This is a genomic window from Shewanella sp. SP1S2-4 (assembly GCF_031932075.1).
GTDB classification, from domain to species: domain Bacteria; phylum Pseudomonadota; class Gammaproteobacteria; order Enterobacterales; family Shewanellaceae; genus Shewanella; species Shewanella baltica.
Genome location: NZ_JAUOET010000002.1, coordinates 267,527 through 291,235 on the forward strand (window position 1 = coordinate 267,527; position 23,709 = coordinate 291,235).

At 46.7% G+C, this 23,709-nt stretch carries 18 protein-coding genes, 1 other RNA gene and 1 pseudogene; 13 read left to right on the forward strand and 7 right to left on the reverse strand.

Annotated features, from left to right (window positions below; genetic code table 11):
* The first annotated feature begins 36 nt into the window (after window positions 1-36).
* From Q4Q52_RS03385 to Q4Q52_RS03400, 4 genes are all read left to right on the forward strand, one after another.
* The gene (locus Q4Q52_RS03385) at window positions 37-1,668 is read left to right on the forward strand and encodes an iron ABC transporter permease (protein ID WP_311989837.1); all 1,632 of its coding nucleotides are present in this window, start codon (window positions 37-39) and stop codon (window positions 1,666-1,668) included.
* On the forward strand, window positions 1,668-2,717 hold the full coding sequence (locus tag Q4Q52_RS03390; RefSeq protein ID WP_311989838.1) for an ABC transporter ATP-binding protein: 1,050 nt from the start codon (window positions 1,668-1,670) through the stop codon (window positions 2,715-2,717). The genes Q4Q52_RS03385 and Q4Q52_RS03390 overlap by 1 nt, the downstream gene beginning before the upstream one ends.
* A 177-nt stretch (window positions 2,718-2,894) precedes the next feature.
* Window positions 2,895-4,607: a gamma-glutamyltransferase gene (gene ggt, locus Q4Q52_RS03395; protein ID WP_311989839.1), complete on the forward strand. Its 1,713-nt coding sequence runs from the start codon at window positions 2,895-2,897 to the stop codon at window positions 4,605-4,607.
* A 243-nt stretch (window positions 4,608-4,850) separates the two neighbouring features.
* Complete coding sequence (locus tag Q4Q52_RS03400; RefSeq protein ID WP_106651633.1) at window positions 4,851-5,786, forward strand: Dyp-type peroxidase; 936 nt, start codon at window positions 4,851-4,853, stop codon at window positions 5,784-5,786.
* Between the two features lie 71 nt (window positions 5,787-5,857).
* Here the strand turns inward: Q4Q52_RS03400 and Q4Q52_RS03405 are convergent, their stop codons facing one another.
* Window positions 5,858-6,760: a LysR family transcriptional regulator gene (locus Q4Q52_RS03405; RefSeq protein WP_311989840.1), complete on the reverse strand. Its 903-nt coding sequence runs from the start codon at window positions 6,758-6,760 to the stop codon at window positions 5,858-5,860.
* Between the two features lie 106 nt (window positions 6,761-6,866).
* Between Q4Q52_RS03405 and Q4Q52_RS03410 the strand changes: the two genes are divergently transcribed.
* Window positions 6,867-7,499 (forward strand): NAD(P)-dependent oxidoreductase, encoded by a 633-nt coding sequence (locus Q4Q52_RS03410; protein ID WP_311989841.1) that lies wholly within the window; start codon window positions 6,867-6,869, stop codon window positions 7,497-7,499.
* A 140-nt stretch (window positions 7,500-7,639) separates the two neighbouring features.
* Here Q4Q52_RS03410 and argR read toward each other — a convergent pair whose 3' ends face one another.
* Window positions 7,640-8,110, reverse strand: a complete 471-nt coding sequence (gene argR, locus Q4Q52_RS03415) for a transcriptional regulator ArgR (protein ID WP_006080175.1) — start codon at window positions 8,108-8,110, stop codon at window positions 7,640-7,642.
* A gap of 294 nt (window positions 8,111-8,404) precedes the next feature.
* Between argR and mdh the strand changes: the two genes are divergently transcribed.
* Window positions 8,405-9,340, forward strand: coding sequence for a malate dehydrogenase (gene mdh, locus Q4Q52_RS03420; RefSeq protein ID WP_006080176.1), 936 nt, complete (start codon window positions 8,405-8,407; stop codon window positions 9,338-9,340).
* A 96-nt stretch (window positions 9,341-9,436) separates the two neighbouring features.
* On the opposite strand, the pseudogene Q4Q52_RS03425 reads toward mdh, so the two are convergent.
* Window positions 9,437-9,836: pseudogene (locus Q4Q52_RS03425) on the reverse strand (thiol-disulfide oxidoreductase DCC family protein).
* A gap of 254 nt (window positions 9,837-10,090) precedes the next feature.
* Between Q4Q52_RS03425 and folM the strand changes: the two are divergent.
* Window positions 10,091-10,837, forward strand: a complete 747-nt coding sequence (gene folM / locus Q4Q52_RS03430) for a dihydromonapterin reductase (protein WP_311989842.1) — start codon at window positions 10,091-10,093, stop codon at window positions 10,835-10,837.
* A 31-nt stretch (window positions 10,838-10,868) separates the two neighbouring features.
* Here folM and Q4Q52_RS03435 read toward each other — a convergent pair whose 3' ends face one another.
* The 3 genes from Q4Q52_RS03435 to Q4Q52_RS03445 all read right to left on the reverse strand — a co-directional run bounded on the left by Q4Q52_RS03435 (window position 10,869) and on the right by Q4Q52_RS03445 (window position 12,159).
* Entirely contained in the window at window positions 10,869-11,549 is a 681-nt protein-coding gene (locus Q4Q52_RS03435) for a 5-formyltetrahydrofolate cyclo-ligase (RefSeq protein WP_311989843.1), read from the reverse strand.
* A 9-nt stretch (window positions 11,550-11,558) separates the two neighbouring features.
* Window positions 11,559-11,739, reverse strand: a non-coding RNA gene (gene ssrS, locus Q4Q52_RS03440) — 6S RNA.
* Between the two features lie 117 nt (window positions 11,740-11,856).
* A complete protein-coding gene (locus Q4Q52_RS03445) occupies window positions 11,857-12,159 on the reverse strand; it encodes a cell division protein ZapA (RefSeq protein ID WP_006080182.1) in 303 nt (100 codons plus the stop codon).
* Between the two features lie 235 nt (window positions 12,160-12,394).
* On the opposite strand from Q4Q52_RS03445, the gene Q4Q52_RS03450 reads away from it, so the two are divergent.
* From Q4Q52_RS03450 to gcvP, 6 genes are all read left to right on the forward strand, one after another.
* A complete protein-coding gene (locus Q4Q52_RS03450) occupies window positions 12,395-12,970 on the forward strand; it encodes a UPF0149 family protein (RefSeq protein ID WP_006080183.1) in 576 nt (191 codons plus the stop codon).
* 218 nt (window positions 12,971-13,188) lie between these two features.
* Window positions 13,189-14,430: a 2-octaprenyl-6-methoxyphenyl hydroxylase gene (ubiH, locus tag Q4Q52_RS03455; protein ID WP_311989844.1), complete on the forward strand. Its 1,242-nt coding sequence runs from the start codon at window positions 13,189-13,191 to the stop codon at window positions 14,428-14,430.
* A 44-nt stretch (window positions 14,431-14,474) separates the two neighbouring features.
* Window positions 14,475-15,698 (forward strand): FAD-dependent monooxygenase, encoded by a 1,224-nt coding sequence (locus tag Q4Q52_RS03460; RefSeq protein WP_311989845.1) that lies wholly within the window; start codon window positions 14,475-14,477, stop codon window positions 15,696-15,698.
* A gap of 254 nt (window positions 15,699-15,952) precedes the next feature.
* On the forward strand, window positions 15,953-17,047 hold the full coding sequence (gcvT, locus tag Q4Q52_RS03465; protein WP_311989846.1) for a glycine cleavage system aminomethyltransferase GcvT: 1,095 nt from the start codon (window positions 15,953-15,955) through the stop codon (window positions 17,045-17,047).
* A gap of 25 nt (window positions 17,048-17,072) precedes the next feature.
* Window positions 17,073-17,462, forward strand: coding sequence for a glycine cleavage system protein GcvH (gene gcvH, locus Q4Q52_RS03470; RefSeq protein ID WP_006080188.1), 390 nt, complete (start codon window positions 17,073-17,075; stop codon window positions 17,460-17,462).
* Window positions 17,463-17,584: 122 nt separating this feature from the next.
* Window positions 17,585-20,473, forward strand: coding sequence for an aminomethyl-transferring glycine dehydrogenase (gcvP, locus tag Q4Q52_RS03475; protein WP_311989847.1), 2,889 nt, complete (start codon window positions 17,585-17,587; stop codon window positions 20,471-20,473).
* 493 nt (window positions 20,474-20,966) lie between these two features.
* Here the strand turns inward: gcvP and Q4Q52_RS03480 are convergent, their stop codons facing one another.
* On the reverse strand, window positions 20,967-23,666 hold the full coding sequence (locus Q4Q52_RS03480; protein ID WP_311989848.1) for a hypothetical protein: 2,700 nt from the start codon (window positions 23,664-23,666) through the stop codon (window positions 20,967-20,969).
* Window positions 23,667-23,709 lie beyond the last annotated feature (43 nt).

Here is a 23,709-nt window from a genome sequence, read left to right on the forward strand (position 1 = left end):
GCCATTGATTGGCGCTGTAACTTTTTAAGGATTGACATGATTTTAGGATTAGCCAGAAGCTGGTCGCTTGCTGGTTATGCGGTGGCCACCCTGCTGGTGCTGCCACTGGTTGCGCTGATATTGCAGGCTTTGCAGCCTGACGAAGCCGTGTTTGGCCACTTGATGGCAACTGTCCTGCCAATTTATGTTATCAACAGCTTATTGCTGATCTTTTGGGTGAGTTTAGGCGCGTTATTACTCGCGTTACCCTGCGCTTGGTTGATGGCTCGCTGTGAATTTGTCGGCAGGCGCTACTTGCAATGGGCGCTATTACTGCCCCTCGCTATGCCGGGGTACATTGTTGCCTACGTGTATACCGATTTGCTCGATTATGCGGGGCCAGTACAGCGTAGCTTGAGATCGATTTTTGGTTGGAACTCACCGCAGGATTATTTCTTCCCCGATATTCGCACCTTAGGCGGCGCGGCGTGCATGTTGTCGCTAGTGTTATTCCCCTACATTTATCTATTGGCGCGTACCGCCTTTATGGAACAATCCTTAAGCTTGGCCCATGCATCAAGGAGCATGGGATGCTCGCCGTGGCAGAGTTTTTGGCGTTTATCTTTGCCCATGGCAAGGCCAGCGCTCGCGGTTGGGGTGGCTTTGGTGGCGATGGAAACGGCCGCCGATTTTGCGACGGTTAACTATTTTGCCGTGCCAACCTTAACCACTGCCGTGTACGACACTTGGTTGGGCTATGGCAATCTGACTGCCGCCGCTAAGTTGTCGGCGATTATTTTGCTGGTGGTGTTTTGCTTGATTGGACTTGAGCGTTTTGCCCGTCGTAAACAGCAGTTATTCCAAAAACAATCGCGCATCCAAGCCAGTGACTTGTATCGACTCTCGACAGCGCAAACCACAGTTGCACTGAGCTTTTGCGTCGCCCTGCTGTTATTAGCTTTTTTATTGCCCTTTGGCATTTTAATTTCTTATGCTATTGGTTACTTTGAACAAAGCTGGGATGGGCGCTTTTGGCAATTAAGCCTTAATAGTCTAAGCCTTGCGCTGATCACTAGCTTAATCTGTTGCTTAATCGCTTTGCTGCTCATGTTTGTGCGTCGCATAAGCCCAAGGCCCAGTGATGTCTTGCCCTCACGTTTAGCCTCGACGGGTTATGCCTTGCCCGGCACTGTGCTCGCTATCGGCGTATTAGTGCCGCTCACTATGCTCGATTTTGCGATTAATGATCTGGCGGATTTACTTGGTTTAAATGGCCCTGGGCTTATTTTAACGGGCAGCGTAGTGGCGTTGATTTTTGCCTTTTGCGTGCGTTTTGTGGCAATTGCTATCGGCAGCGTTGAAAGCAGCTATAAACGCATTTCGCCATCGCTAGACATGGTGAGTCTGACTATGGGCCAAAGCCCAAGGCAGTTACTGCAAAGAGTGCATTTACCTCTACTTGGTAAGGGATTGTTTGCGGGCGCGTTATTGGTGTTTATCGAAAGCATGAAGGAATTGCCCGCGGCATTATTACTGCGACCTATCGGTTTTGAAAACCTTGCAACCTATGTTTTCCAGTTTGTGTCCGATGAAAAACTCGAGCACGGCGCCTTAGCCGCGATTGTCATTGTACTGGTGGGCTTAGTGCCGCTGATTTATTTAAACCGTTCATTGGAGCTACACAGCTGATGACAAACACGCTCAAACTTATGCAAGTTCATAGCGATTATCAGGGCCAGCAAGTACTCAAAGGTTTGAGTATGACCCTCGACCAAGGGGAAATCCTTGCGCTGTTAGGTCCCAGCGGTTGCGGTAAGACCACACTGTTGCGGGCGGTTGCGGGATTGCAGGCGATTAGCCAAGGTGAAATCCAGATCAATGGCCGCGTTGTGAGTGGCGACAGCCAGTTTGTGCCTAGCGAACAGCGCGGTATCGGCATGATTTTCCAAGACTATGCGCTTTTCCCCCATTTAACTGTGGCGGAGAATATTCTTTTTGGCGTGGATAAATTGTTGGCCGGCGAGCGTCAGGCACGGTTGGATGAGATGCTAACCTTAGTCAAACTCGAAGGCTTAGCTCAGCGTTATCCCCATGAGTTATCTGGCGGTCAGCAGCAGCGCGTCTCGATTGCGCGGGCACTTGCCTATGAGCCGCAGTTATTACTGCTCGATGAGCCTTTTTCTAATATCGATGCCCAAGTGCGCTACGAAATGATGGCGGAAATTCGCAGCATTTTAAAACAGCGTAATGTTAGCGCGGTGTTTGTCACCCACAGTAAGGATGAAGCCTTTGTATTTGCTGATACTTTGGCGATTTTTAAGCAAGGCATTATAGTGCAGCATGGTAGCGCCGAAGCCTTGTATGCCGCCCCAAACAGTCGTTATGTGGCGGACTTTTTAGGTAGCGGTAATTACTTACCCGCCGCAGTGCTCGATGGACACAGAGTTGCCACTCCTATCGGCCATTTAACCAGCCTCACGCCATTAGGGTTGCCGAGCGAGTTCAGCGGTACGGTATTTTTGCGCCCGCAGCAATTGACGCTCAGTGCCGATGAGCAAGGTGTGGGCACGATCACAGAGCGGCGTTTTTTAGGCGCTTTTTGTCATTACTGGGTCAAAATTGAAGCCGCTTCCCACGCTTATTATGTCGAAGTGCGAAGCCAAATGATGCAGCTCACTATCGGCCAAAAAGTCGGGGTCACGACAGAGCCGCACTCGCTGGTACTATTTGAATCTTAGGCATATTGATATTGTGTTGAGCCAATCTAAGCCGTCAGGTATTAATGCCATGGCGATAAGCTATCACCAACGAAAGTATGACATTTTTGCTTACGTTTAACTTGCGTCTATGCGGTATTGGTTGGTGATATTTTCGACCATCCTTGTTACCTTAATTTCTCCAGAGTGGGAGGAATTATGATAAAAACAATAAAATCAATTTGTACCTTAGTGACAGTGGCGACGGCAATATCGTCTTCAGGAGTGATGGCCATGGATAGGATCACGGGTAAAGCCTTTGCGACGCGCTCAGAAGTGTATGCCACCCATGGAATGGCGGCGACCAGCCAACCCCTCGCCACGCAAGTCGCTATCGACATACTCAAGCAGGGCGGTAGTGCCGTCGATGCGGCCATTGCCGCTAATGCCATGTTAGGGCTAGTTGAACCCACTGGCTCGGGTGTTGGTGGCGATTTATTCGCCATCGTCTGGAGCGCGAAAGATAAACGTCTCTATGGCCTTAACGCTTCGGGTCGCAGTCCAAAATCCTTAAGTTTAGAAAAGCTCAAATCCCTCGGCTTAGACTATTTGCCGCCGCTTGGGCCTTTGCCTGTTTCTGTTCCCGGCGCAGTGGATGGTTGGTATGAACTGCATAATAAGTTCGGCAAATTAGCTATGGCCGATAATCTCGCGCCCGCAATCCACTATGCCCGTGATGGTTTTCCTGTCTCCGAATTGATTGCTTATTATCTTGAGGGTAGCGGTAAAAAACTCGCAAAATTCCCCGGTTTTAAAGAAACTTATATGCCTAATGGCAAGATGCCAGCGGTGGGCGAAATCTTTAAAAACCCAGCGCTTGCTAATACCTATGAGAAAATTGCCAAAGGTGGCCGCGATGCTTTCTATAAAGGCGATATCGCCAAAAGTATCGATAAGTACATGAAATCTCAAGGTGGTTATTTAAGTTATGATGACTTAGCGAGCCATACTAGCGACTGGATAGATCCGGTTTCGGTGAACTACCGTGGTTACGATGTATGGGAGTTGCCGCCCAATGGTCAAGGGATTGCGGCGCTACAAATCTTAAAAACCATGGAACCCTTTAATGTGGCTGCGATGGGCTTTAATAGCCCCGAATATGTGCATTTATTTGTCGAAGCCAAAAAACTCGCCTTTGCCGACAGAGCTAAGTTTTATGCCGACATGGCCTTTAATAAAGTGCCAGTTAACGAGTTGATTTCGCAGCAATACAATTATGATCGCGCTAAGTTAATCGATCCCAATAAAGCGGCCAAGAGTGTTGATGCGGGTAATCCTGCGTTGCAACATGGCGATACTGTGTACCTGACCACAGCCGATAAAGACGGCAACATGGTGTCACTCATTCAAAGTAACTACCGTGGTATGGGGTCGGGCATGACACCGCCAGATCTCGGTTTCGTGCTGCAAGACCGTGGGCAAATGTTTGATTTAACTGAGGGGCGTTTTAATACCTACGCACCAGGTAAGCGTCCATTCCATACTATTATTCCCGCCTTTGTGACCAAAGACGGTAAGCCTTGGTTGAGTTTTGGGGTGATGGGCGGCGCGACTCAGCCACAAATGCACGCACAAATTGTAATGAATCTGATTGATTTTAAAATGAACTTGCAAGAAGCGGGCGATGCCCCGAGAATTTTGCATATGGGCTCAACCGAGCCCACCGGCGAAGTGATGAATGATGGCGGCTACGTCAGTCTGGAATCGGGCTTCCCTGTGGAAACACGCCGTGAGCTTATCAAGAAAGGTCATGTGCTGCGTGATGGACTTGGGGATTTTGGCGGCTATCAAGCTATTGGATTTAATGCTGAAACGGGCGTGTATCGTGGCGCTTCTGAGAGCCGTAAAGATGGTCATGCTGCCGGTTATTAACTTCAGCGTCACGCTAAGGTAAGCTCGAGGTAGAGTAAGCTTTGCTGCTCTAATTCGATTAAACTGAATGACGAGACTTTCCAGTCTCGTCATTTTTACATTAGGGATCTTGGGCGTGATATTGCTACCTAATGAGCATTATCATGATAAACCAGAACAAACTGTGCGTTAGTTAATGTCATTTTCAGGTAAAGTTGCGGATAATATTGCCGAAAATGAATTTAGAAAAAGGGTGATAACCAAATGGATATTCAAAATATGCCGCGTGAACAGTTGGGTGTGTGTGCCGAGGGGAACTTACACAGTGTCTATTTGATGTTTAATGCCAATGACAATGTCGAGTCGCAATTACGTCCCTGTCTTGCCAACGTTGCGCAGTATATTTATGAGCTGACAGATCAATACTCTGACAGTGCATTCAATGGTTTTGTGGGGATTGGCGCTAATTATTGGGATAGCCTCTACCCCAATGCTCGCCCTGAAATGCTCAAGCCTTTTCCTGCTATGCAAGTCGGCAGCCGCGAAGCGCCGGCAATTGAATATGATTTGTTCGTGCATATCCGCTGCGACCGTTACGATATTCTGCATTTAGTCGCTAATGAAATCAGCCAAATGTTTGAAGACTTAGTGGAATTAGTCGATGAAGAACGTGGCTTTCGATTTATGGATAGCCGCGATTTAACCGGCTTTGTCGATGGCACCGAAAACCCTAAGGGGCGTCACCGTCAGGAAGTCGCTCTGGTTGGCGATGAAGATCCTGAGTTTAAGGGCGGCAGTTATATTCACGTGCAAAAGTATGCCCATAACTTGAGTAAATGGCATCGATTACCGGTTAAAAAACAAGAAGATATTATCGGTCGCACTAAGCAAGATAATATCGAGTATGAATCAGAAGACAAGCCACTGACCAGCCATATCAAGCGGGTGAATCTTAAAGATGCGAATGGTCAGTCGATGGAAATCCTGCGCCAGAGCATGCCCTATGGTTCACTAAAAGAGCAGGGATTGATGTTTATTTCTAACTGCCGCACTCCTGAGCATTTTGAAAAGATGCTGCATAGCATGATGTTTGGTGATGGCGAAGGTAACCATGATCACTTGATGCATTTTACCAAGGCGATGACAGGCTCATCCTTCTTTGCCCCCGCATTGGATTTTATGCTGCAATTCGACGAATAAGCTTTCAATATTTGAGCAGATTCAGCATCAATGAAACGCACTTACGCTAACGCCTAAGTGCGTTTTTTATGCTAATGCGCGGGAACCCATTTTTTGATATCGAGCTGCCATTGCTGGGCGGTGTAATCGATAAAGGCGCGCACCAGATTTTGCTGATAACTGCGGGACAAGTACACCGCCCACAGGGTTTGGCCTGGTGTCGTAAATTCGGGTAGGACTTCTTTGAGCTGACCACTGGCAAGGTATTGGTTAGCTAAGTCACAGGGTAAACGCACTATGCCATGTCCACGTAGCGCCGCACTGACCAACACTCCCATATCGTTAGCCCTAAGATTCCCTGTAACTTTTACGTGCTCGGCTTGCAGCTCTTTCAGGAAAGGCCAATTTTGTTGCGCCGAGTGTATCAGGCAGTTGTGGGCCAGCAGATCTATCGGCTCGACAAGTGGTGTGTTGCTATCAAGGTAGCTTGGCGCAGCGCAGATCACGGCATCTATAGTCATTAAACGCCGCGCAATCAAATTATCATCCGGCTGCTCGGTATAGCGCAATGCCACATCGACTCGCTCATCCACCAATTGGGCAAAACTGTCCGACATCACCAGCTGAATACTGACCTTAGGGTGAATTTTAATAAAGCGATCGACAACATCAAACAGGCTGTGCTGTCCAAGGCCAATAGGTGTAGCGATACGAATACTGCCCACCAGTTCACTGTTATGGCTGTGGGCACGGCTCTCCATGGCGGCGACTTCACTTAAAATCCGCTGGCAAAATTGCAGCGCTTCTTCGCCTTGTAAGGTCAGGCTGACGCTGCGGGTGGTACGGTGTAGTAAGCGCAAACTCAACCACTGCTCCACTTCTTGAATATGGCGGGACACCTGCAGGCGGCTGAGGTCTAAATGCTCGGCAGCTTTGGTAAAGCTGCCACAGTTTGCCACTTCGACGAAACTACGTATTGCGGCAATTTTATCCATATTAGTACCTTAAATTGAAACAATCATGCTCATTTATTGATGTTTATCACGTGAACCACTGCAAGTAAACTGGCTTCAATGTAAATCATCAGAGAGAGTTAACGAAATGAAAATCGCAATTTTAGGTGCAACAGGTTGGATTGGTGGTGCAATTTTAAAAGAAGCATTGAGCCGTGGGCACCAAGTAACAGCGCTAGTGCGTGATCCGAGCAAGTTATCCGCTACTGATGTGGCTGTGCATGCTGTGGATTTAGAGCAGCCATTAGTTGCGCAAACCTTTGCTGGCGTAGATGTTGTCATTGCCGCTGTTGGTGGCCGCGCACAACAAAATCATGACCTAGTGGCGAGTACGGTTCAGCATTTACTGGATGTGCTGCCTAACGCTAAGGTGCCACGTTTATTGTGGGTTGGTGGTGCAGGGAGTTTAGAAGTGGCACCGGGTGTGACTCTGGTTTCTAGCCCAGATTTTCCCGCAGCATATAAAGATGAAGCGTTAGCTCAGGGTGAAGCTTTGCAGGTATTCCGTGCGGCGCAAACTGCAATTAATTGGACCTTTGTGAGCCCAGCCGCTGAGATTTATCCTGGTGAGAGTGAAGGCCCATATCGCCTTGGTGGCGACAGCTTCTTTACCGATGCCAATGGTCGCAGCCGCATTTCTGTTACAGATTACGCTAAAGCCATGTTAGATGAAGCCGAACAGGGCACTCATGTAAATCAGCGCATCAGTGTGGCTTACTGACCTTAGCGTATAAACATCGGTGAGCGAGAGATTGGCTTAAATGTGTAACGTAATCGGGACAATGGCCAAATAATCAGCGCAAGATTGGACAGAAATGCGTACAGATGAAATAGAACAGGTCAGCAAGCTGACCTGTTTTTTTATTCTGCGTAATTGAATAAAGATTTGATGGTTTCTAAGGTATCGGCGATATCTTGGATGCTCGATGGACAAATAAAGATAGTGTCATCACCAGCAATTGTGCCCAAAATGCCTTCTGGTTTACCGATAGAATCCAATAAACGGGCAATCAGCTGCGCGGCACCAGGACTAGTTCGCACGACGATCATCGCTTGGTTATGATCGACATCGAGTACCAAATTCTTCAGCGGGCTACCCGCGGTTGGTACGCCTAATTCGGCCGGCAAGCAATACACCATCTCTTGCTTAGCGTTGCGAGTCCGCACTGCGCCGAACTTGCTGAGCATGCGTGATACTTTTGATTGGTTAATATTACCAAAGCCTTCAGCTTGCAAGGCGGTGACGATTTCACTTTGAGAGCCAAAGCGCTCTTCTTTTAAAATCGACTTAAAAATTCTAACAAGGTCATCCTGATTCTTGGTCGTTTGCATAATATTATTATTCGTTATTCAAAAAAACAGGCCCATTTTGAATATTTTTAGAAAAATTGTCAACAAATAACCAGATTGGTTGAATAAAAATTCACTAACTCCCTGTGGTTAAGCGTTTGCTGGGGGCTTAAAAATACCAATTTGAGTAATTGTTCTACATTGCTTCTAAGTTATTCCGGAATTCTTTTGTCCCACGACTAAGGGATAATTGAAATTGTTGTGACATTCCAGTAATGTGACGCCAACGTAAATTAGATCCATGTCACACATATCCGAGAAATAACGGAGATAACTATGAAAGTTGCTGTACTTGGTGCTGCTGGTGGTATCGGCCAGGCTCTTGCCCTACTGTTAAAAACTCAACTGCCTGCGGGTTCACATTTGTCTCTATATGATATCGCACCGGTTACTCCGGGTGTTGCGGTTGACTTGAGCCACATCCCTACTGCTGTTGAAATCAAAGGTTTTGCTGGTGAAGATCCAACGCCTGCCCTAGTGGGTGCTGACGTTGTTCTAATTTCTGCTGGTGTTGCGCGTAAGCCTGGTATGGATCGTTCAGATCTGTTCAATATCAATGCCGGTATCGTTCGCAACCTGATCGAAAAAGTAGCGGCAACTTGCCCTACGGCTTTGGTTGGCATTATCACTAACCCAGTCAACACGACTGTCGCTATCGCTGCAGAAGTGATGAAAAAAGCGGGTGTTTACGATAAGAACCGTCTGTTCGGTATCACGACATTAGACGTGATCCGTTCTGAAACCTTCATCGCCGAATTAAAAGGCCTGAACGTTGCTGACGTTAAAGTGAATGTGATCGGCGGCCACAGCGGCGTGACCATTCTGCCATTATTGTCTCAAGTTGAAGGCGCGACTTTCACTGATGAAGAAGTGGCAAGTCTGACTACTCGCATCCAAAACGCGGGTACAGAAGTGGTTGAAGCTAAAGCCGGTGGCGGTAGCGCGACTCTGTCTATGGGTCAAGCGGCTTGCCGTTTCGGTCTGTCTTTGGTTCGTGGTCTGCAAGGCGAAGCTAACATCGTTGAATGCGCCTATGTTGACGGCGGCAGCGAGCACGCAGAGTTCTTCGCACAACCTGTGCTGTTAGGCAAAAACGGTATTGAAAAAGTACTGCCTTACGGTGAAGTGAGTGCATTCGAAGCTAACGCTCGTGATTCTATGTTAGATACGCTGAAAGGCGATATCAAACTAGGCGTTGATTTCGTTAAATAATCTTTCGGATAATCTTTTTAGATTATGACGAATTAAAAAACGGAGCCATTGAGCTCCGTTTTTTTATGCCTGGGTTTTATACTTTCTAAAGCTCATTCAGCGGCGCTTGGTGGGAATTTGGCAGTTATCGTCGCAGCGGGCTTTACCCGTCAGTAAATAGGAGATGCGGTATCTGTGTTTTGCAAAGCGCAGGTAAGTCCAATCGGCGACAGTTTTAATCACGGGCAGGCGTAACAGTTGGATCCAAGCACGTGTTCCTGTCAGTGCCCACGCTTTACAGGTGACATCTAACCCGAGTAACACTTCGCCCTTTGCGGTTTCGCCGTGAAGAATAGTATTGGCGTAGTCTCTATCGATATGGCTGAAACGTTCACTGAAGTCGGATGCATTTAAATCCTCAAGCGCAATCAAGTTGTTGGGATCGCGCGCTTTCAGTTGACGCATTTCGGCGCTACATAATGGACAGTTACCATCATAAAAAAATCCGCAGTTCCATCGGTACCACCTCTGATGACTTGATCACAATACTTGCTCTAAGCTCTTGGCTTGCGCACTTAAGCTTGGTTTTCTTCTAGCCTATACGCAGAATAAAGGGTTTTAGATCGCAGCTGATTTTAAATCGAATCCGCGCCTCATTTGGCTTTTTGTTAGGTTAAATTCAAATGAGTGCAGTAACATCTTGGTTATTCATCAGCTTACCTTTAAGTGAACAAGGTAAAGCCTGACAAATAACGACTCAAAAGGATAGGTATGACATCTCCCATCATAATCACAGGCGTGGGTAAACGCATAGGTTACGCCTTAGCCAAACATTTTCTCGCCCAAGGTCAGCAGGTGATTGGTACTTATCGCAGCCATTACGATAGCATTGATGAGCTGAACGCTTTAGGTGCGACTCTGTATCCCTGCGATTTTTATGACGATGCCCAAGTGCAATCCTTAATTGATGAGTTAACTCAACTGCCTCAAATTCGCGCCATTATTCACAATGCTTCGGACTGGCTGCCGGATCCTGTTCTTACAAAGAATGAGCCTTTAAAGAGTACCACTTTTACGCCGAGCCAAGTGCTGCAGCGGATGATGCAAGTGCATGTGAGCGTGCCCTATCAGTTGAACTTGGCCTTAGAGGCGCAGCTACGTGCCGCTGCTGGCGATGAAATCGGCGGCAGTGATGTGATTCATATTACCGATTACGTGGCAGAGAAGGGCAGTCAGAAGCACATAGCCTATGCAGCCAGTAAAGCCGCGCTGCACAATATGACGCTATCCTTTGCCGCCAAATTGGCGCCCGAGGTGAAAGTGAATTCGATTGCGCCGGCGATGATCCTATTTAATACGGGTGATGACGCCGCCTATCAGCAAAAAACCTTAGCCAAAGCGCTGTTGCCGAAAGAGGCGGGGAATGAGGAGATTATCGAACTCGTGAAATATCTGCTTAATAGCCGCTACGTCACAGGTCGTTGCCATAATGTCGACGGCGGTCGCCAGTTAAAATAGTCATTTGATTTTTCGAGCAACAGCTAATGACTTAGAACGTCAGTACGCGACTTGGGGTGATGATGAATGGCAAAGGCACATCCCAATGTTCGCAGGGTAAACTCGTCACTTGCTGACAGTCGTGGGCATAACCCATAGGCAAAGGTTTACCTTTGAGCTGCCAGTTCGCCAGTGTCCTATCGTAATAACCGCCGCCCATGCCCATGCGATTCCCCATTAAATCAAACGCCACTAAGGGCGTGATAACCACATCTAGCTCTGTCACTGGGATAATGGCGCGCACATCTAACTTAGGTTCTAAGATACCGAATTGATTGGGCTGCATGGGCGTGTCAGCGCTGTAATGCAGAAATAACAATTGCCCAGCATTGAAGGGATGCAACCTTGGCAGATAGGTGTGAATGCCCAATTGCCACAGCGCAGCGATCAGCGGCGGCGTGGCGAGTTCGCCATCGTGGGTGAGATACAGCGCCACATGTTGCGTATTGTTGCCTTGTAGTTCATGGAGCATACGTTGGCTGGCGCTTAAGCTTGCTTGGGTTTGCTCGGTTTCTGAAAGGGATTTGCGGGCAGTGCGAATATTCTTGCGTAACTGATTGCGGTTTTCTTGCGTATGAATGGCGATATCTGCCGCATGGCTGGCGACATCTACGGCAATATATGCCGTTTCACTTTGTATAGTGGAATGAGAAATTTTGGAAAATGTAGACATAGAATTAAGATGCTCCCCAGAATGCCGCTACCGGTGTAGCCCTTGAACCGTAGGTTCAAGGCGGGAAAATGATTACCTCCTAAGGCTTCTCGGTACAAGCCGAGCATGCGCAATGTCAGTAAAGCATTCACCCTAATTTCAAAATTATCGGCACAGGGACATTACCAGTTGGCATGCATCCCAGGGAGCAAAACGGTATTGAATCGCTAAAACATTGGTTTATGTTGATAAGCCAGTTTAGCCATTCACTGTGCGTCAGTCGGTTTAACTCAAATGGTGTTAAATCACCAAGGCGCACAGTTTAAATCTATTTAGTTGAACGCTCAACTAAGGCATTTTCGAGGGTCGACTGCAGCAAGCTGATCCTGTCGTCCATCTGTTGCATGTAATGCTTATTTTTTTGCTTTTCTTGGAACAACTCGTGTCCAATATTCAGCGCCGCCATAATGGCAATTTCTTCGCGGCTTAGGCTATTGGTTCGGGTTTTTAACGCTGTGAGTTGTTGTTCAACTCCCAATGCTACCGTACGTAAGGCATCCTCTTGACCTTTCGGGCAAGCGATAGAGTAGGTGCGCCCAAGTAGGGTAATTTCAACAGCACTGTTACTCATGTCGCGGGTGATCCTTTCGTTAGCCTCTTAGGGCGGACTATATAGGGCTGATATTAAAAGTGCAAGGTAAGCCGCAATTGGATTGGTCTTTGACGGCTTTGTTTGCTGTTTGTGTGAGCAGTTGGATAATTTTTTATCAGGGTGTGGCCGATTTCGCCATTATTGGGATTCAGTATTGGTTCAAGTCTTTATCTCTGCTAGCATTGCTGCTGGAAAAATCTTATTGGGATCTGACATGGCAACCCCTCCTTCGTTACGTATCGACAGCTTAAAACTCGCCTTAGATGCGGCTGAAATCGGCCAACATCCGGTAGAAGTTCACGGTGCTTTAGTCGGTTTAATTTGCGGTGGTGTAGCGCAAACTGGCGACACTTGGATCAAGCCTTTATTTGACTTGATGAACGATGGTCAACCTTTGCCAGCGCAGTTGCACCAATTAGTGTGTGATTTGTTTAATGATTCTGTCGCGCGTTTAGTGGATTTTGAATTTGGTTTCATGCCGCTGTTGCCCGAAGAAGAAGAGCCGCTCAGCCAACGTGTTGAAGCCTTGTCCCTTTGGACCCAAAGCTTTTTGACTGGCATGGCAATTATTCAGCCGAAATTGAATCAAGCCTCGGCAGAAGTGCGTGAAGTGATCAAAGATTTGGCAGAAATTGCCCAAGTGGAATTTGATGTTGCCGACGATGAAGAATCTGAAGCTGCTTACACTGAACTACTCGAGTTTGTGCGCATTGCCGCCATTATGTGTTACTCGGAGTTTGGTCCTGAGATCCCGCTGGGCGAGACCGACGATACAGCGGTGGTGCATTAATTTACCGCGATTGTTTAGTGCTTAAGTTTAGCGCTTAGGTTTAGTGCTTAGGTTTAATGCTTAATAAATTAACGCAGTAGTGGCTTCATTTGATATCAAAGGCGGGCAAACCTGCCTTTGAATCCATAGCACTGGTGTTTTTGAGTGCATAGCACTGATGTTTACATCTTTTATGTTTACATGCCTCAGTGCCATGCCAAAGCTTGAATGAGATCCCCATGACGGCCACAAATCACATGGATACTTCAGTTCAACACGTCGACATCGCGATTGTAGGCGGTGCGATGGCGGGGGCGACGCTCGCATTGGCTCTCGCGCGTCTTTCTTTATCCGCAGCTAGGCCGCTTTCTATCGCCTTAATCGAGGCGCACCTTCCCGATAAACAACACCCCGGATTCGATGCCCGTTCTATTGCCATCGCCCACGGCTCTATTTTCGAATTATCCCGTTTAGGCCTCTGGCCAAAGCTTGCCCATTTGGGCACGGCGATTGAAAATATCCATGTATCGGATCGCGGCCACTTTGGCATGACAGAGCTCAATGCCGCGCAGTTTCATTTAGACGCCTTAGGCCAAGTGGTCGAGCTTGAGCGTGTCGGCCAAGTGTTGTTTAACGAGTTGAATAAGAGCGAGGTAAAACTCTATTGCCCCGCCAAGCTTGCCCAAGTGGAACCCGCCGTCGAAGGCCACACCTTAGTGCTCGATACGGGCGAGCGCCTTCAAGCAAAACTCGTGGTCGCCGCCGATGGACTGCAATCCAAAGTGCGCAGCAGTTTTGCTTTGCCCGTGACCCAAGTGGCCTTCGAGCAAACCGCGATTATTGCCAATATTCAAACTGCCGATTTGCCAACCAATAGGCCTCACAAACATTGGGCCTATGAGCGCTTTACCCAAACAGGTCCCTTAGCGTTGTTGCCTATGGCCGATAGCCAAGGTCAACCTCGATTATCTCTCGTTTGGGCGCTCGATGATGCGCGGGCTAAACAGATGCAAGACGCACCTAAGGCCGAGTTTTTAGCGGCGCTGCAACAGGCCTTTGGTTATCGTGCTGGCACGTTTATCGATGTCAGCGCGCGCCATGCGTATCCGCTTAATTTGTCGTATATGCCAAGGCCAATCCATCACAGATGTGTGTTTATCGGTAATGCCGCGCAGACACTGCATCCTATTGCGGGGCAAGGCTTTAATTTAGGGCTGCGGGATGTAGTAAGCTTGCTTGAGGTGCTCAAAACGGCGCTAGCGCAGGGGGATGATATCGGCTCCGCCGCCGTGACCCATGCGTACCTTAATGCCCGCGAGCACGACAGAAACAGCACTATCCGCAATATCGAATTTTTAGTCCGTGGCTTTTCAAACCAATACTGGCCGATGGCGCTGGGTCGTAACTTAGGCTTGCGCTTATTATCTTGGTTTCCGCCACTTAAAACCCCCGTTGCTCAAAAGGCGATGGGCTGGAAATAACCCGCTTTTCATTACTGGTATCGCAACGCGAAAAGGATGTACCCATGTTAAGTTCACAAGCCTATGACATCGCCATTGTGGGTGGCGGCATGGTGGGACTCGCCACCGCGATTGGATTGGCGCAGGCCGATCTGAATGTCGTCGTTATCGATGCGGGCCACACGGATGCCGTTGTCGGCGAGCCGCGCCTGCGGGTGAGCGCCATCAATAAGGCGAGCCAGCGCTTGTTAGAAAACTTAGGGGCATGGGCTTATTTAGATACTTCCCGCGCTACGCCTTATCAAAAAATGGCAGTGTGGGATAAAGACGGTTTCGGCAAAATTGCCTTTGATGCCAACAGCATCAGCGAAACCAGTCTCGGCGCGATTATCGAAAACGATGCCATTAGCTTTGCGCTGGCCAAACGCGTCGCTGAGTTTGACAATATCACCCATATTCAAAACCAACGCTTAGAGCGCATTGCTTTTGGTGAGCGCGAAGCTTGGTTGACCCTTGCCAATGGCGTCGATTCTGAAATAGAAAGTGTCAGTGCCGCACTTGTGATAGCCGCTGATGGCGCCAACTCTTGGGTGCGCGAGCAATGCAAGATCCCGCTGACCTTTTGGGATTACGGCCACCACGCAATCGTCGCAACGATCCGCACCGAAATGCCACACCTTGCCACCGCCCGCCAAGTGTTTTTGCAGGACGGCCCGCTAGCATTTTTACCTCTGTATGAAGACAATCTCTGCTCCATCGTCTGGTCGGTGCCGCCCGAGCGCGCTACTGAATTATTGGCGATGGACAAAGTGCAATTTGAGCGCAACTTAACCGCGGCTTTTGACGGTCGTTTGGGGATTTGCAAGCTGGAAAGCGAGCGCCAAGCCTTTCCATTACGGATGCGCTACGCCCGCCATTTTGCCCGCCACCGTTTAGTGTTAGCAGGTGATGCAGCCCATACTATTCATCCGCTGGCTGGCCAAGGGGTGAACCTCGGCTTTTTAGATGCGGCCAGCATTATCGAAGTGATCAGCGAATTACAGCAAGCGGGTAAAGATATCGGCGATTATGCGCAGCTGCGTGCACTGGAACGTTGGCGCAAAGCCGATGCAATGGAGATGATCGCGGCGATGGAGGGCTTTAAACGCCTATTCGAAGGTTCAAACCCAGTCAAAAAGGTGATTCGCGATCTGGGATTAAATCTCGTTGATAATGTCGCTGGGCTGAAAACAGTGTTCATACAACAGGCCATGGGCAATAAGTCAGCACTGCCTAAGTTATGTCGTTAGCCTAGGTTGCGCTAATGTGATCAGAATTGCCGAAAATATCAGCATATTGACTGCAAGCTGCGCAAATCTGGCCTTCGCATGTAAAAAAATTACATGTTGAAGATGAGAAAATCTAATGACAATGGCTTCGGATTAGAAAAATCTCCTGTATACAAATTTGTGACGCAAGGTATAATTTCGCCGCATTTTAGACCCTAGTATCTACACCCTACACTAGGCAGAGACCTGAAAAAGGCCGCAAAAAAGGGATAACAATGGCTAACAAAACTATTCTGTTTAACAAGCACTTAGAATCAAACGCTAAGATGGTCGACTTCCACGGTTGGGACATGCCTCTCAACTATGGCTCACAAATCGAAGAACACAATGCCGTGCGTCAAGACGCGGGTATGTTCGACGTTTCCCACATGACTGTGGTTGATGTGATTGGTAACGACGCTTGTGCATTTCTGCGTAAGTTGCTGGCAAACGATGTGGCTAAGCTTAAAGTTCCAGGTAAAGCCTTATACGGCGGCATGTTAGACGAAAATGCTGGCGTCATCGACGACCTCATCACTTACTACCTCACTGACACTAACTACCGCGTAGTAGTGAACTCAGCGACCCGCGAAAAAGATCTCGCTTGGATCGCCAAGCAATCCCAAGGTTTTGACGTCACTGTGACTGAGCGTCCAGAACTGGCGATGATCGCCGTTCAAGGTCCTAACGCTAAAGCGAAAGCCGCTGCCGTGCTCAGTAGCGATCAAAACACCGCCATCGAAGGCATGAAACCTTTCTTCGGTAAGCAAGCCGGTTCTCTGTTTATTGCGACTACGGGTTACACAGGCGAAGCAGGCTACGAAATTATCGTCCCAGAAGACGAAGCCCAAGCTATGTGGCAAGCATTGTTAGATCAAGGTGTTAAACCTTGTGGTCTCGGTGCCCGTGACACACTGCGTCTTGAAGCCGGTATGAATCTCTACGGCTTAGATATGGACGAAACCATCAACCCATTGGCCGCCAACATGGGCTGGACCATCGCATGGGAACCAAGCGACCGTGACTTCATCGGCCGTAAAGCCCTCGAAACACTTCGCGATGCCGGAACCGACAAACTTGTTGGTCTAGTGATGGAAGAAAAGGGCGTGTTACGCCATGATATGCCAGTATTTTTCACCGACTCAGCCGGTGTTGAGCACCAAGGCGTGATTACCAGCGGTACTTTCTCGCCAACATTGGGCTATTCTATTGCGATGGCGCGTGTGCCTAACTCGATTGGGGATACGGCGGAAGTCGAAATGCGTAAAAAACGTGTGGCTGTTAGAGTAGTAGCGCCAAACTTTGTGCGCAACGGTAAACAAGCATTTTAAAAAAACGGAACAAGGAACAAGAACAATGAGCAATATTCCGACAGAACTGAAATACGCCTCTTCACACGAATGGATCCGCAAGGAAGAAGACGGCAGCTACACAGTAGGTATCACTGAGCACGCCCAAGAGCTGTTGGGTGACATGGTTTTCGTTGAACTCCCAGAAGTTGGCGACACTGTAACTGCGGGTGAAGACTGTGCTGTAGCTGAATCAGTAAAAGCGGCGTCTGATATTTATGCCCCAATTTCTGGCGAAGTGATTGCCGTGAACGAAGCGCTGGAAGATTCTCCAGAACTCGTTAACAGCAGCGCTTACGGCGAAGGCTGGTTCTTCCGCGTGATGCCTTCTGACGAATCAGAAGTCGACGCCCTGCTGGATGCCGAAGGCTACCAAGCTGTAATCGACGAAGATTAATCGTCGACGCTAACGAAGCCCTGAGGGGCTTCGTTTGTTTTAGCGCAAGATTGACATAACAACAGCCCGTTAATCAGTACCCTACAGTTCTGAATTTCGGCAAATCTGGAACAAGGTTTATCATGACCAAGCAAACCCTTACTCAGTTAGAACAGCACGATTTATTCTTACGTCGTCATATCGGCCCAGATAGTAACCAACAGCAAGCCATGCTGAATTTTGTTGGTGCTGAGTCACTGGAAGATCTGACCGCGCAAATCGTGCCTGAGTCGATCCGTTTAAGCCAAGACCTGAGCATTGGTGATTCCTGCGGCGAAGCCGAAGGCATTGCCTACATTCGTGGTTTAGCGGACCAAAACCAAGTATTTAAGAGCTACATAGGTATGGGTTACTACGGCACTCAAGTGCCAAACGTGATCCTGCGTAACGTATTTGAAAACCCAGGTTGGTACACGGCTTACACGCCATATCAGCCAGAAATCGCCCAAGGCCGTTTAGAAGCCATTCTAAACTTCCAACAAGTGTCGATGGACTTAACGGGTTTAGATTTGGCTTCTGCTTCTTTGTTAGATGAAGCAACCGCTGCTGCCGAAGCGATGGCGCTGGCAAAGCGTGTTTCTAAAGCGAAAAAAGCCAATATCTTCTTCGTTGCCGATGATGTGTTCCCGCAAACCTTAGACGTAGTGAAAACCCGCGCTGAGTGTTTTGGTTTTGAAGTGGTAGTTGGCCCTGCAAGCGAAGCCGTTAACTACGAGCTGTTTGGTGCTTTGTTCCAATATACCAACCGTTTCGGTCAAATCACTGACTTCACTGAATTATTCGCAACTCTGCGTGCGAAGAATGTGATTGTGACTGTGGCCGCCGACATTATGTCTTTGGTATTACTGAAATCACCGGGCTCTATGGGCGCCGATGTGGTATTTGGTAGTGCGCAGCGTTTCGGCGTACCAATGGGCTTTGGTGGTCCACACGCGGCCTTCTTCGTTGCCCGTGACGAACACAAACGTTCTATGCCTGGCCGTATCATTGGTGTGTCAAAAGACGCCCGTGGTAACCGCGCACTGCGTATGGCGATGCAAACTCGCGAGCAACATATCCGCCGCGAAAAAGCCAACTCAAACATTTGTACTGCACAAATTTTGTTAGCGAACATGGCATCTTTCTACGCCGTATTCCACGGCCCAGATGGCCTGAAAACTATCGCATCACGCATTAACCGTTTCGCCGATATTTTAGCGGCTGGTTTACAAGCGAAGGGCGTGAGCTTAGTCAACAGCACTTGGTTTGATACTATCAGCATCAAAGGCTTAGATGTTGCTGCTGTTAATGCACGCGCACTGGCTGCTGAAATGAACCTACGTTTCGATGCCGACGGCATTGTGGGCGTAAGCTTAGATGAAACCACATTGCGCACAGATATCGAAGCCCTGTTTGATGTGATTTTAGGTGCTGGACATGGTTTAGATGTTGCCGCATTAGATGCGCAAATCGTGAGCCAAGGTAGCCAATCGATTCCTGCTGCACTCCTGCGCCAAGATGCGATTTTAAGCCACCCAACGTTCAATCGCTATCAAAGCGAAACCGAGATGATGCGTTATATCAAACGTCTCGAAAGCAAAGACTTAGCACTTAACTACTCGATGATTTCACTGGGCTCATGCACCATGAAGTTAAACGCAGCGGTTGAAATGCTCCCTGTGAGCTGGCCAGAATTTGCCAACATGCACCCATTCAGCCCACTGGATCAAGCCAAAGGTTACACCCAGTTGATTGAAGAGCTGTCGACTTGGTTAGTGAACATCACAGGCTACGACGCTGTGTGTATCCAGCCAAACTCAGGCGCTCAAGGTGAATACGCTGGCTTGTTAGCCATCAAGAAATACCATGAGTCACGTGGCGATGCGCACAGAAACATCTGTTTGATCCCGCAATCTGCCCACGGTACTAACCCAGCATCGGCGCAATTAGCCGGTATGCAAGTGATAGTTACTGCCTGTGACAAGCAAGGTAACGTCGATTTAGAAGATCTGAAGACCAAAGCCGCCGAAGTGGCTGGAAACCTGTCTTGCATCATGATCACTTACCCATCGACCCACGGTGTGTATGAAGAATCTATCCGCGAAATCTGCGACATAGTGCATCAGCACGGCGGTCAAGTGTACTTAGACGGCGCCAATATGAACGCGCAGGTTGGCTTAACGTCTCCTGGCTTTATCGGTGCCGACGTATCACACCTTAACCTACACAAAACCTTCGCTATTCCACACGGCGGCGGTGGCCCAGGTATGGGCCCAATCGGCGTGAAATCGCACTTAGCCCCATTCGTTGCGGGCCACGTTGTGGTTAAACCGGGCCGTGAAAGTGATCACAACGGCGCTGTATCAGCCGCACCTTATGGTAGCGCGGGCATTCTGCCTATCAGTTGGATGTACATTAAGCTGTTAGGCTCTCAAGGCCTGAAAAAGTCGACCCAAACTGCGCTGTTAAACGCCAACTACGTGATGAAGAAGCTGTCTGAACACTACCCAGTATTGTTCCGTGGCCGTAACGATCGCGTGGCGCACGAATGTATTATCGACCTGCGTCCACTGAAAGAAGCCTCAGGCGTGACCGAAATGGATATCGCTAAGCGTTTGAATGACTACGGTTTCCACGCACCAACCATGAGCTTCCCTGTTGCGGGAACCCTGATGATTGAGCCGACGGAATCTGAATCTAAGGTGGAACTCGATCGTTTCATCGACGCTATGGTGTCAATCCGCGCCGAAATCGCCAAAGTGGAATCAGGTGAATGGCCAGTGGACAACAACCCGCTGCACAACGCCCCGCACACTATGGCCGATATCATGGACCCAGAGTTTGATACGCGTCCATACAGCCGCGAAGTGGCCGTGTTCCCAAGTGCAGCAGTACGCACTAACAAGTTCTGGCCAACCGTGAATCGTATCGATGATGTGTACGGCGACCGTAACCTAATGTGTAGTTGTGCGCCATTATCAGACTACGAGTAATTGCTGGTTTGGGCTTGCGACTGCAAGCCCTTGCTAAGAGTTAGCTTCGGCAGCAACGCAATTATGAACGTTAAAAAGCGACCTTGGGGTCGCTTTTTGTTTTATGCGTATTCTCTCTGGCGAGCTTAGTGCTGCGAATGGGCTATTTTGTGGCTTCTGGCAACTGTACTTCCTAATTGCCTGCCGCAGGCTCTCGCACTGTTACACCAGTGACTCGCTGTAAATACATCCCTGTAAGCTCTACTAAAACATCCATGTTTTAGAAGGTCACTGGTGCAACAATGCCTGATCTGGTTTAGCTGGTGAGGTTAGTGTTATGCCTACCCTATTTTTGCAAGTAGGCTCACCGTCAAATTTACTAAGACTTCATATTGGCCAACCTTGACTAACCTGAGGCTGGCTCAGTATCTGCCAGTCAGGTTATCTAGATGTAGTAAAAGACAGTTAAACCATGAGAACCTCCGCCTTGCTTACGCAACTTTTTTTGGCTGGTTTATCTTGGTAGAGGCGGGGTGTCTGTCGCATCTTTTTTGTTATGTAGAACTATTTCTTTTGCAAATGGATATATAAAAAATAACATCTTGGGCATGTTGATTTTCCCTATGTTACAACGGCATCTTCTAATAAATTTCTTACTTAAAACTTTCTCATTTTCAATGTTATAACCTTGTACTTCACAAGCTCTGCACCAAATTTCAACCGCTGCCTTAATTTTGTTGGTCGAGCTTAATCCATAAGATTTTCCGCATAAATAACTTAAAAGTACCAAAAATATAAAAGTAATAATTTCTTTTAACACGTCAACATTGTTATAAGATGATGTTGTAAGGTTAAAATAATTGTTCAATAGAATAATAATCAATATCGCCAACGATGAAATTGCCGTAAATTTCGTCACCATTAATATTTCTCTAAAGAATATTCCGTCTAGACGTTTTGCTTTTTTTGATAATGCATTCATTAATGCCAAAGCTTCATCGTCATCAAATTTTTGTCCTTGATTTACTATATTCTCTGTAATGTGACCAATAACTTCATCACTGAATTTTAGAGAGTATATGTCTGTTATGGATATAGCTTTTGCTATTGTGTTTCCAATTAGTTTGTCTTCATCGTTATTAGGGTTTACTTTTATCTGGATAAAGTTAGCAAATAGTGCTTCCAAAAAAGATTTATGTGCAAATTTAAATGCATTAATACTTGTTAAGTCTCTAACTAAAACCCCCGCAGTTCTAACGTCATTGAAGACTGATTCAAAAGCATTTTCACGAAGTCTTTCGCGCAAGGTCAAGGTATCACTGTGATGATCTCGACTACAACAACCTGGTATATTAGTAAATAATGGGAAGACGATTTCTTCTAGCTCTCTACCTGAGATGTGGTTAGAGTAACCCCCATTCTTTACCATTCCAACAGCTATTCCCAACATGAAATATGCTCGCTCTTGCACTGTGAGAACTGGTGCCTCTAAGTCTGTACCACTAATTGAGAGTAACTTCTGTGCTTGTCTTTTATATGCGTGTTCAATGAAACTATTTATTATTTTAGAAGAGTTTAATTTTGTTTTGTCTAAACCCTCCCAAATTATACTAGTTTGAAATAGAGTCGATGGTCTGGATATCAGATCTGAAAACCCTACTCCAGATTTTGTTGAGTCGTAATGTTCTAAAATACTTTTTGAAATGTTTTCAGGTGTATTTCTAAGTGCAAGTTTGATTTTTTCTCTATTGAAAGGTTCTAGTTTAATAGCTTTTACGCTGAATGTCGAACGTTCACCATTATTTAGTTGTAGGTAGTTTCTTGCTTCTTCGTTATTTAAAAAAAGATTAGGCCTACCTGTTATTATTATTTTTGATTTTTTATATCGAGCAAACTCCCATAGCTTCTTAAAGTGTTCAAGTCTCCGCAGTTGGTCACCCACCATATCAAGTTCATCAAATCCTTCTAGAATTATAACTAACTTTCCTTCTTGCAAAAGTTTCAAAACTGCTTTTACGTTATAATTAAAACGATATGCCCACGCTGCAACCATTTCTGTCATGGGCATATTTCTTGGGCTTTTACCTCTTAATTCCATTATAATAGGTTGTCTATCTATTTTTTTTGACTTTACTAATTCATTCGCAAATCTGAGTGATAAAACACTCTTTCCTTGTCCGTAATCACCTAAAAGTACTATCTGTTCTTCACTCTTTCTCTCTGATGCCCAGTTAATAAGATATTTTTCTACGCTTTTTATTGTTTTGCTTTTTTTATTTGTTAAGTCAGTTAGGGAGCCTTCACTTTCAACGTAAATGTCTTGGAGGGTTACTCTGTCTCCTTCAGATATTTCATCTGATTCAAATTGTTTCCTTAAACTCTCGTTATAATCAGAGAAGTCTATTAGGTTCTCTAATAAAGTGTTTTTTGAAAAGAAAAGTATTTCTCTATTTTTGCTTTTATTGAGTTCGTGGTTTACAATGTTTTTTATTGCGATTACAGTTTTTACATGTTCTGATTTCGTTACTTTTTTGAACTCAATTATGCTGTTCTCTATTGTTGTTTCGCTAGGCGGTTTTAATTGACATATTACTAGTAGTGGAGTTCCCATGTAGTTACTATAGAAACTGTTTTCCTCCTTGTTCCATTCGCTACTTTTTATTTTATACTGATTAGAGTACATATTAAGTAAATCTTTAGCTTCGCTTGGCCAATCTCTATCTAAATCTAGATAATTCAATTCAAAACTTTTTTTCCCTATATCTATCTGAGTAAGGTCTTCATCTACCAATTCTATCTTTGAAGGCTTCATTCCGATAACTGCAGCATGTAAGAAACTTAGCTCTTCTCTGACATCTTTCATGCTTTTATCGAGTTTGCTGACACTTCCTTTATCTCCCCATGTTTGAAATATTGCAACTACGAATGTACATAGTATTATCAGGAATAAAATAGACCATGCTTTATCTGACCAGGATGTTGTAGGGATTGGTATATTTTCAAATGGTAAGTAGTTGTACAGCATTAACAGTATCTGAAATAATGACACATCAAAAAACAAATGAGTTAACACTGTTACTATGTATGTGAATACAAAGCTTGTAGCAAAAAAAGCATACCTCTCTCTTGTATATTTTTTCCTTTTAAAAAGAATATAAAAGACAATAATAATTAGTATGACTATTATAGAGCCAAGGGTTATGTACCAGTTCATTGCAATATTTCCTGTTTTTATATTTTTATATTTTTATATTTAG

Bases quoted from the DNA above. Each gene is read 5' to 3' on its own strand.
- Q4Q52_RS03385 (WP_311989837.1), top strand. From the start codon at position 37: ATGATTTTAGGATTAGCCAGAAGCTGGTCGCTTGCTGGTTATGCGGTG.
- Q4Q52_RS03390 (WP_311989838.1), top strand. From the start codon at position 1,668: ATGACAAACACGCTCAAACTTATGCAAGTTCATAGCGATTATCAGGGC.
- ggt (WP_311989839.1), top strand. From the start codon at position 2,895: ATGATAAAAACAATAAAATCAATTTGTACCTTAGTGACAGTGGCGACG.
- Q4Q52_RS03400 (WP_106651633.1), top strand. From the start codon at position 4,851: ATGGATATTCAAAATATGCCGCGTGAACAGTTGGGTGTGTGTGCCGAG.
- Q4Q52_RS03405 (WP_311989840.1), bottom strand. From the start codon at position 6,760: ATGGATAAAATTGCCGCAATACGTAGTTTCGTCGAAGTGGCAAACTGT.
- Q4Q52_RS03410 (WP_311989841.1), top strand. From the start codon at position 6,867: ATGAAAATCGCAATTTTAGGTGCAACAGGTTGGATTGGTGGTGCAATT.
- argR (WP_006080175.1), bottom strand. From the start codon at position 8,110: ATGCAAACGACCAAGAATCAGGATGACCTTGTTAGAATTTTTAAGTCG.
- mdh (WP_006080176.1), top strand. From the start codon at position 8,405: ATGAAAGTTGCTGTACTTGGTGCTGCTGGTGGTATCGGCCAGGCTCTT.
- folM (WP_311989842.1), top strand. From the start codon at position 10,091: ATGACATCTCCCATCATAATCACAGGCGTGGGTAAACGCATAGGTTAC.
- Q4Q52_RS03435 (WP_311989843.1), bottom strand. From the start codon at position 11,549: ATGTCTACATTTTCCAAAATTTCTCATTCCACTATACAAAGTGAAACG.
- Q4Q52_RS03445 (WP_006080182.1), bottom strand. From the start codon at position 12,159: ATGAGTAACAGTGCTGTTGAAATTACCCTACTTGGGCGCACCTACTCT.
- Q4Q52_RS03450 (WP_006080183.1), top strand. From the start codon at position 12,395: ATGGCAACCCCTCCTTCGTTACGTATCGACAGCTTAAAACTCGCCTTA.
- ubiH (WP_311989844.1), top strand. From the start codon at position 13,189: ATGACGGCCACAAATCACATGGATACTTCAGTTCAACACGTCGACATC.
- Q4Q52_RS03460 (WP_311989845.1), top strand. From the start codon at position 14,475: ATGTTAAGTTCACAAGCCTATGACATCGCCATTGTGGGTGGCGGCATG.
- gcvT (WP_311989846.1), top strand. From the start codon at position 15,953: ATGGCTAACAAAACTATTCTGTTTAACAAGCACTTAGAATCAAACGCT.
- gcvH (WP_006080188.1), top strand. From the start codon at position 17,073: ATGAGCAATATTCCGACAGAACTGAAATACGCCTCTTCACACGAATGG.
- gcvP (WP_311989847.1), top strand. From the start codon at position 17,585: ATGACCAAGCAAACCCTTACTCAGTTAGAACAGCACGATTTATTCTTA.
- Q4Q52_RS03480 (WP_311989848.1), bottom strand. From the start codon at position 23,666: ATGAACTGGTACATAACCCTTGGCTCTATAATAGTCATACTAATTATT.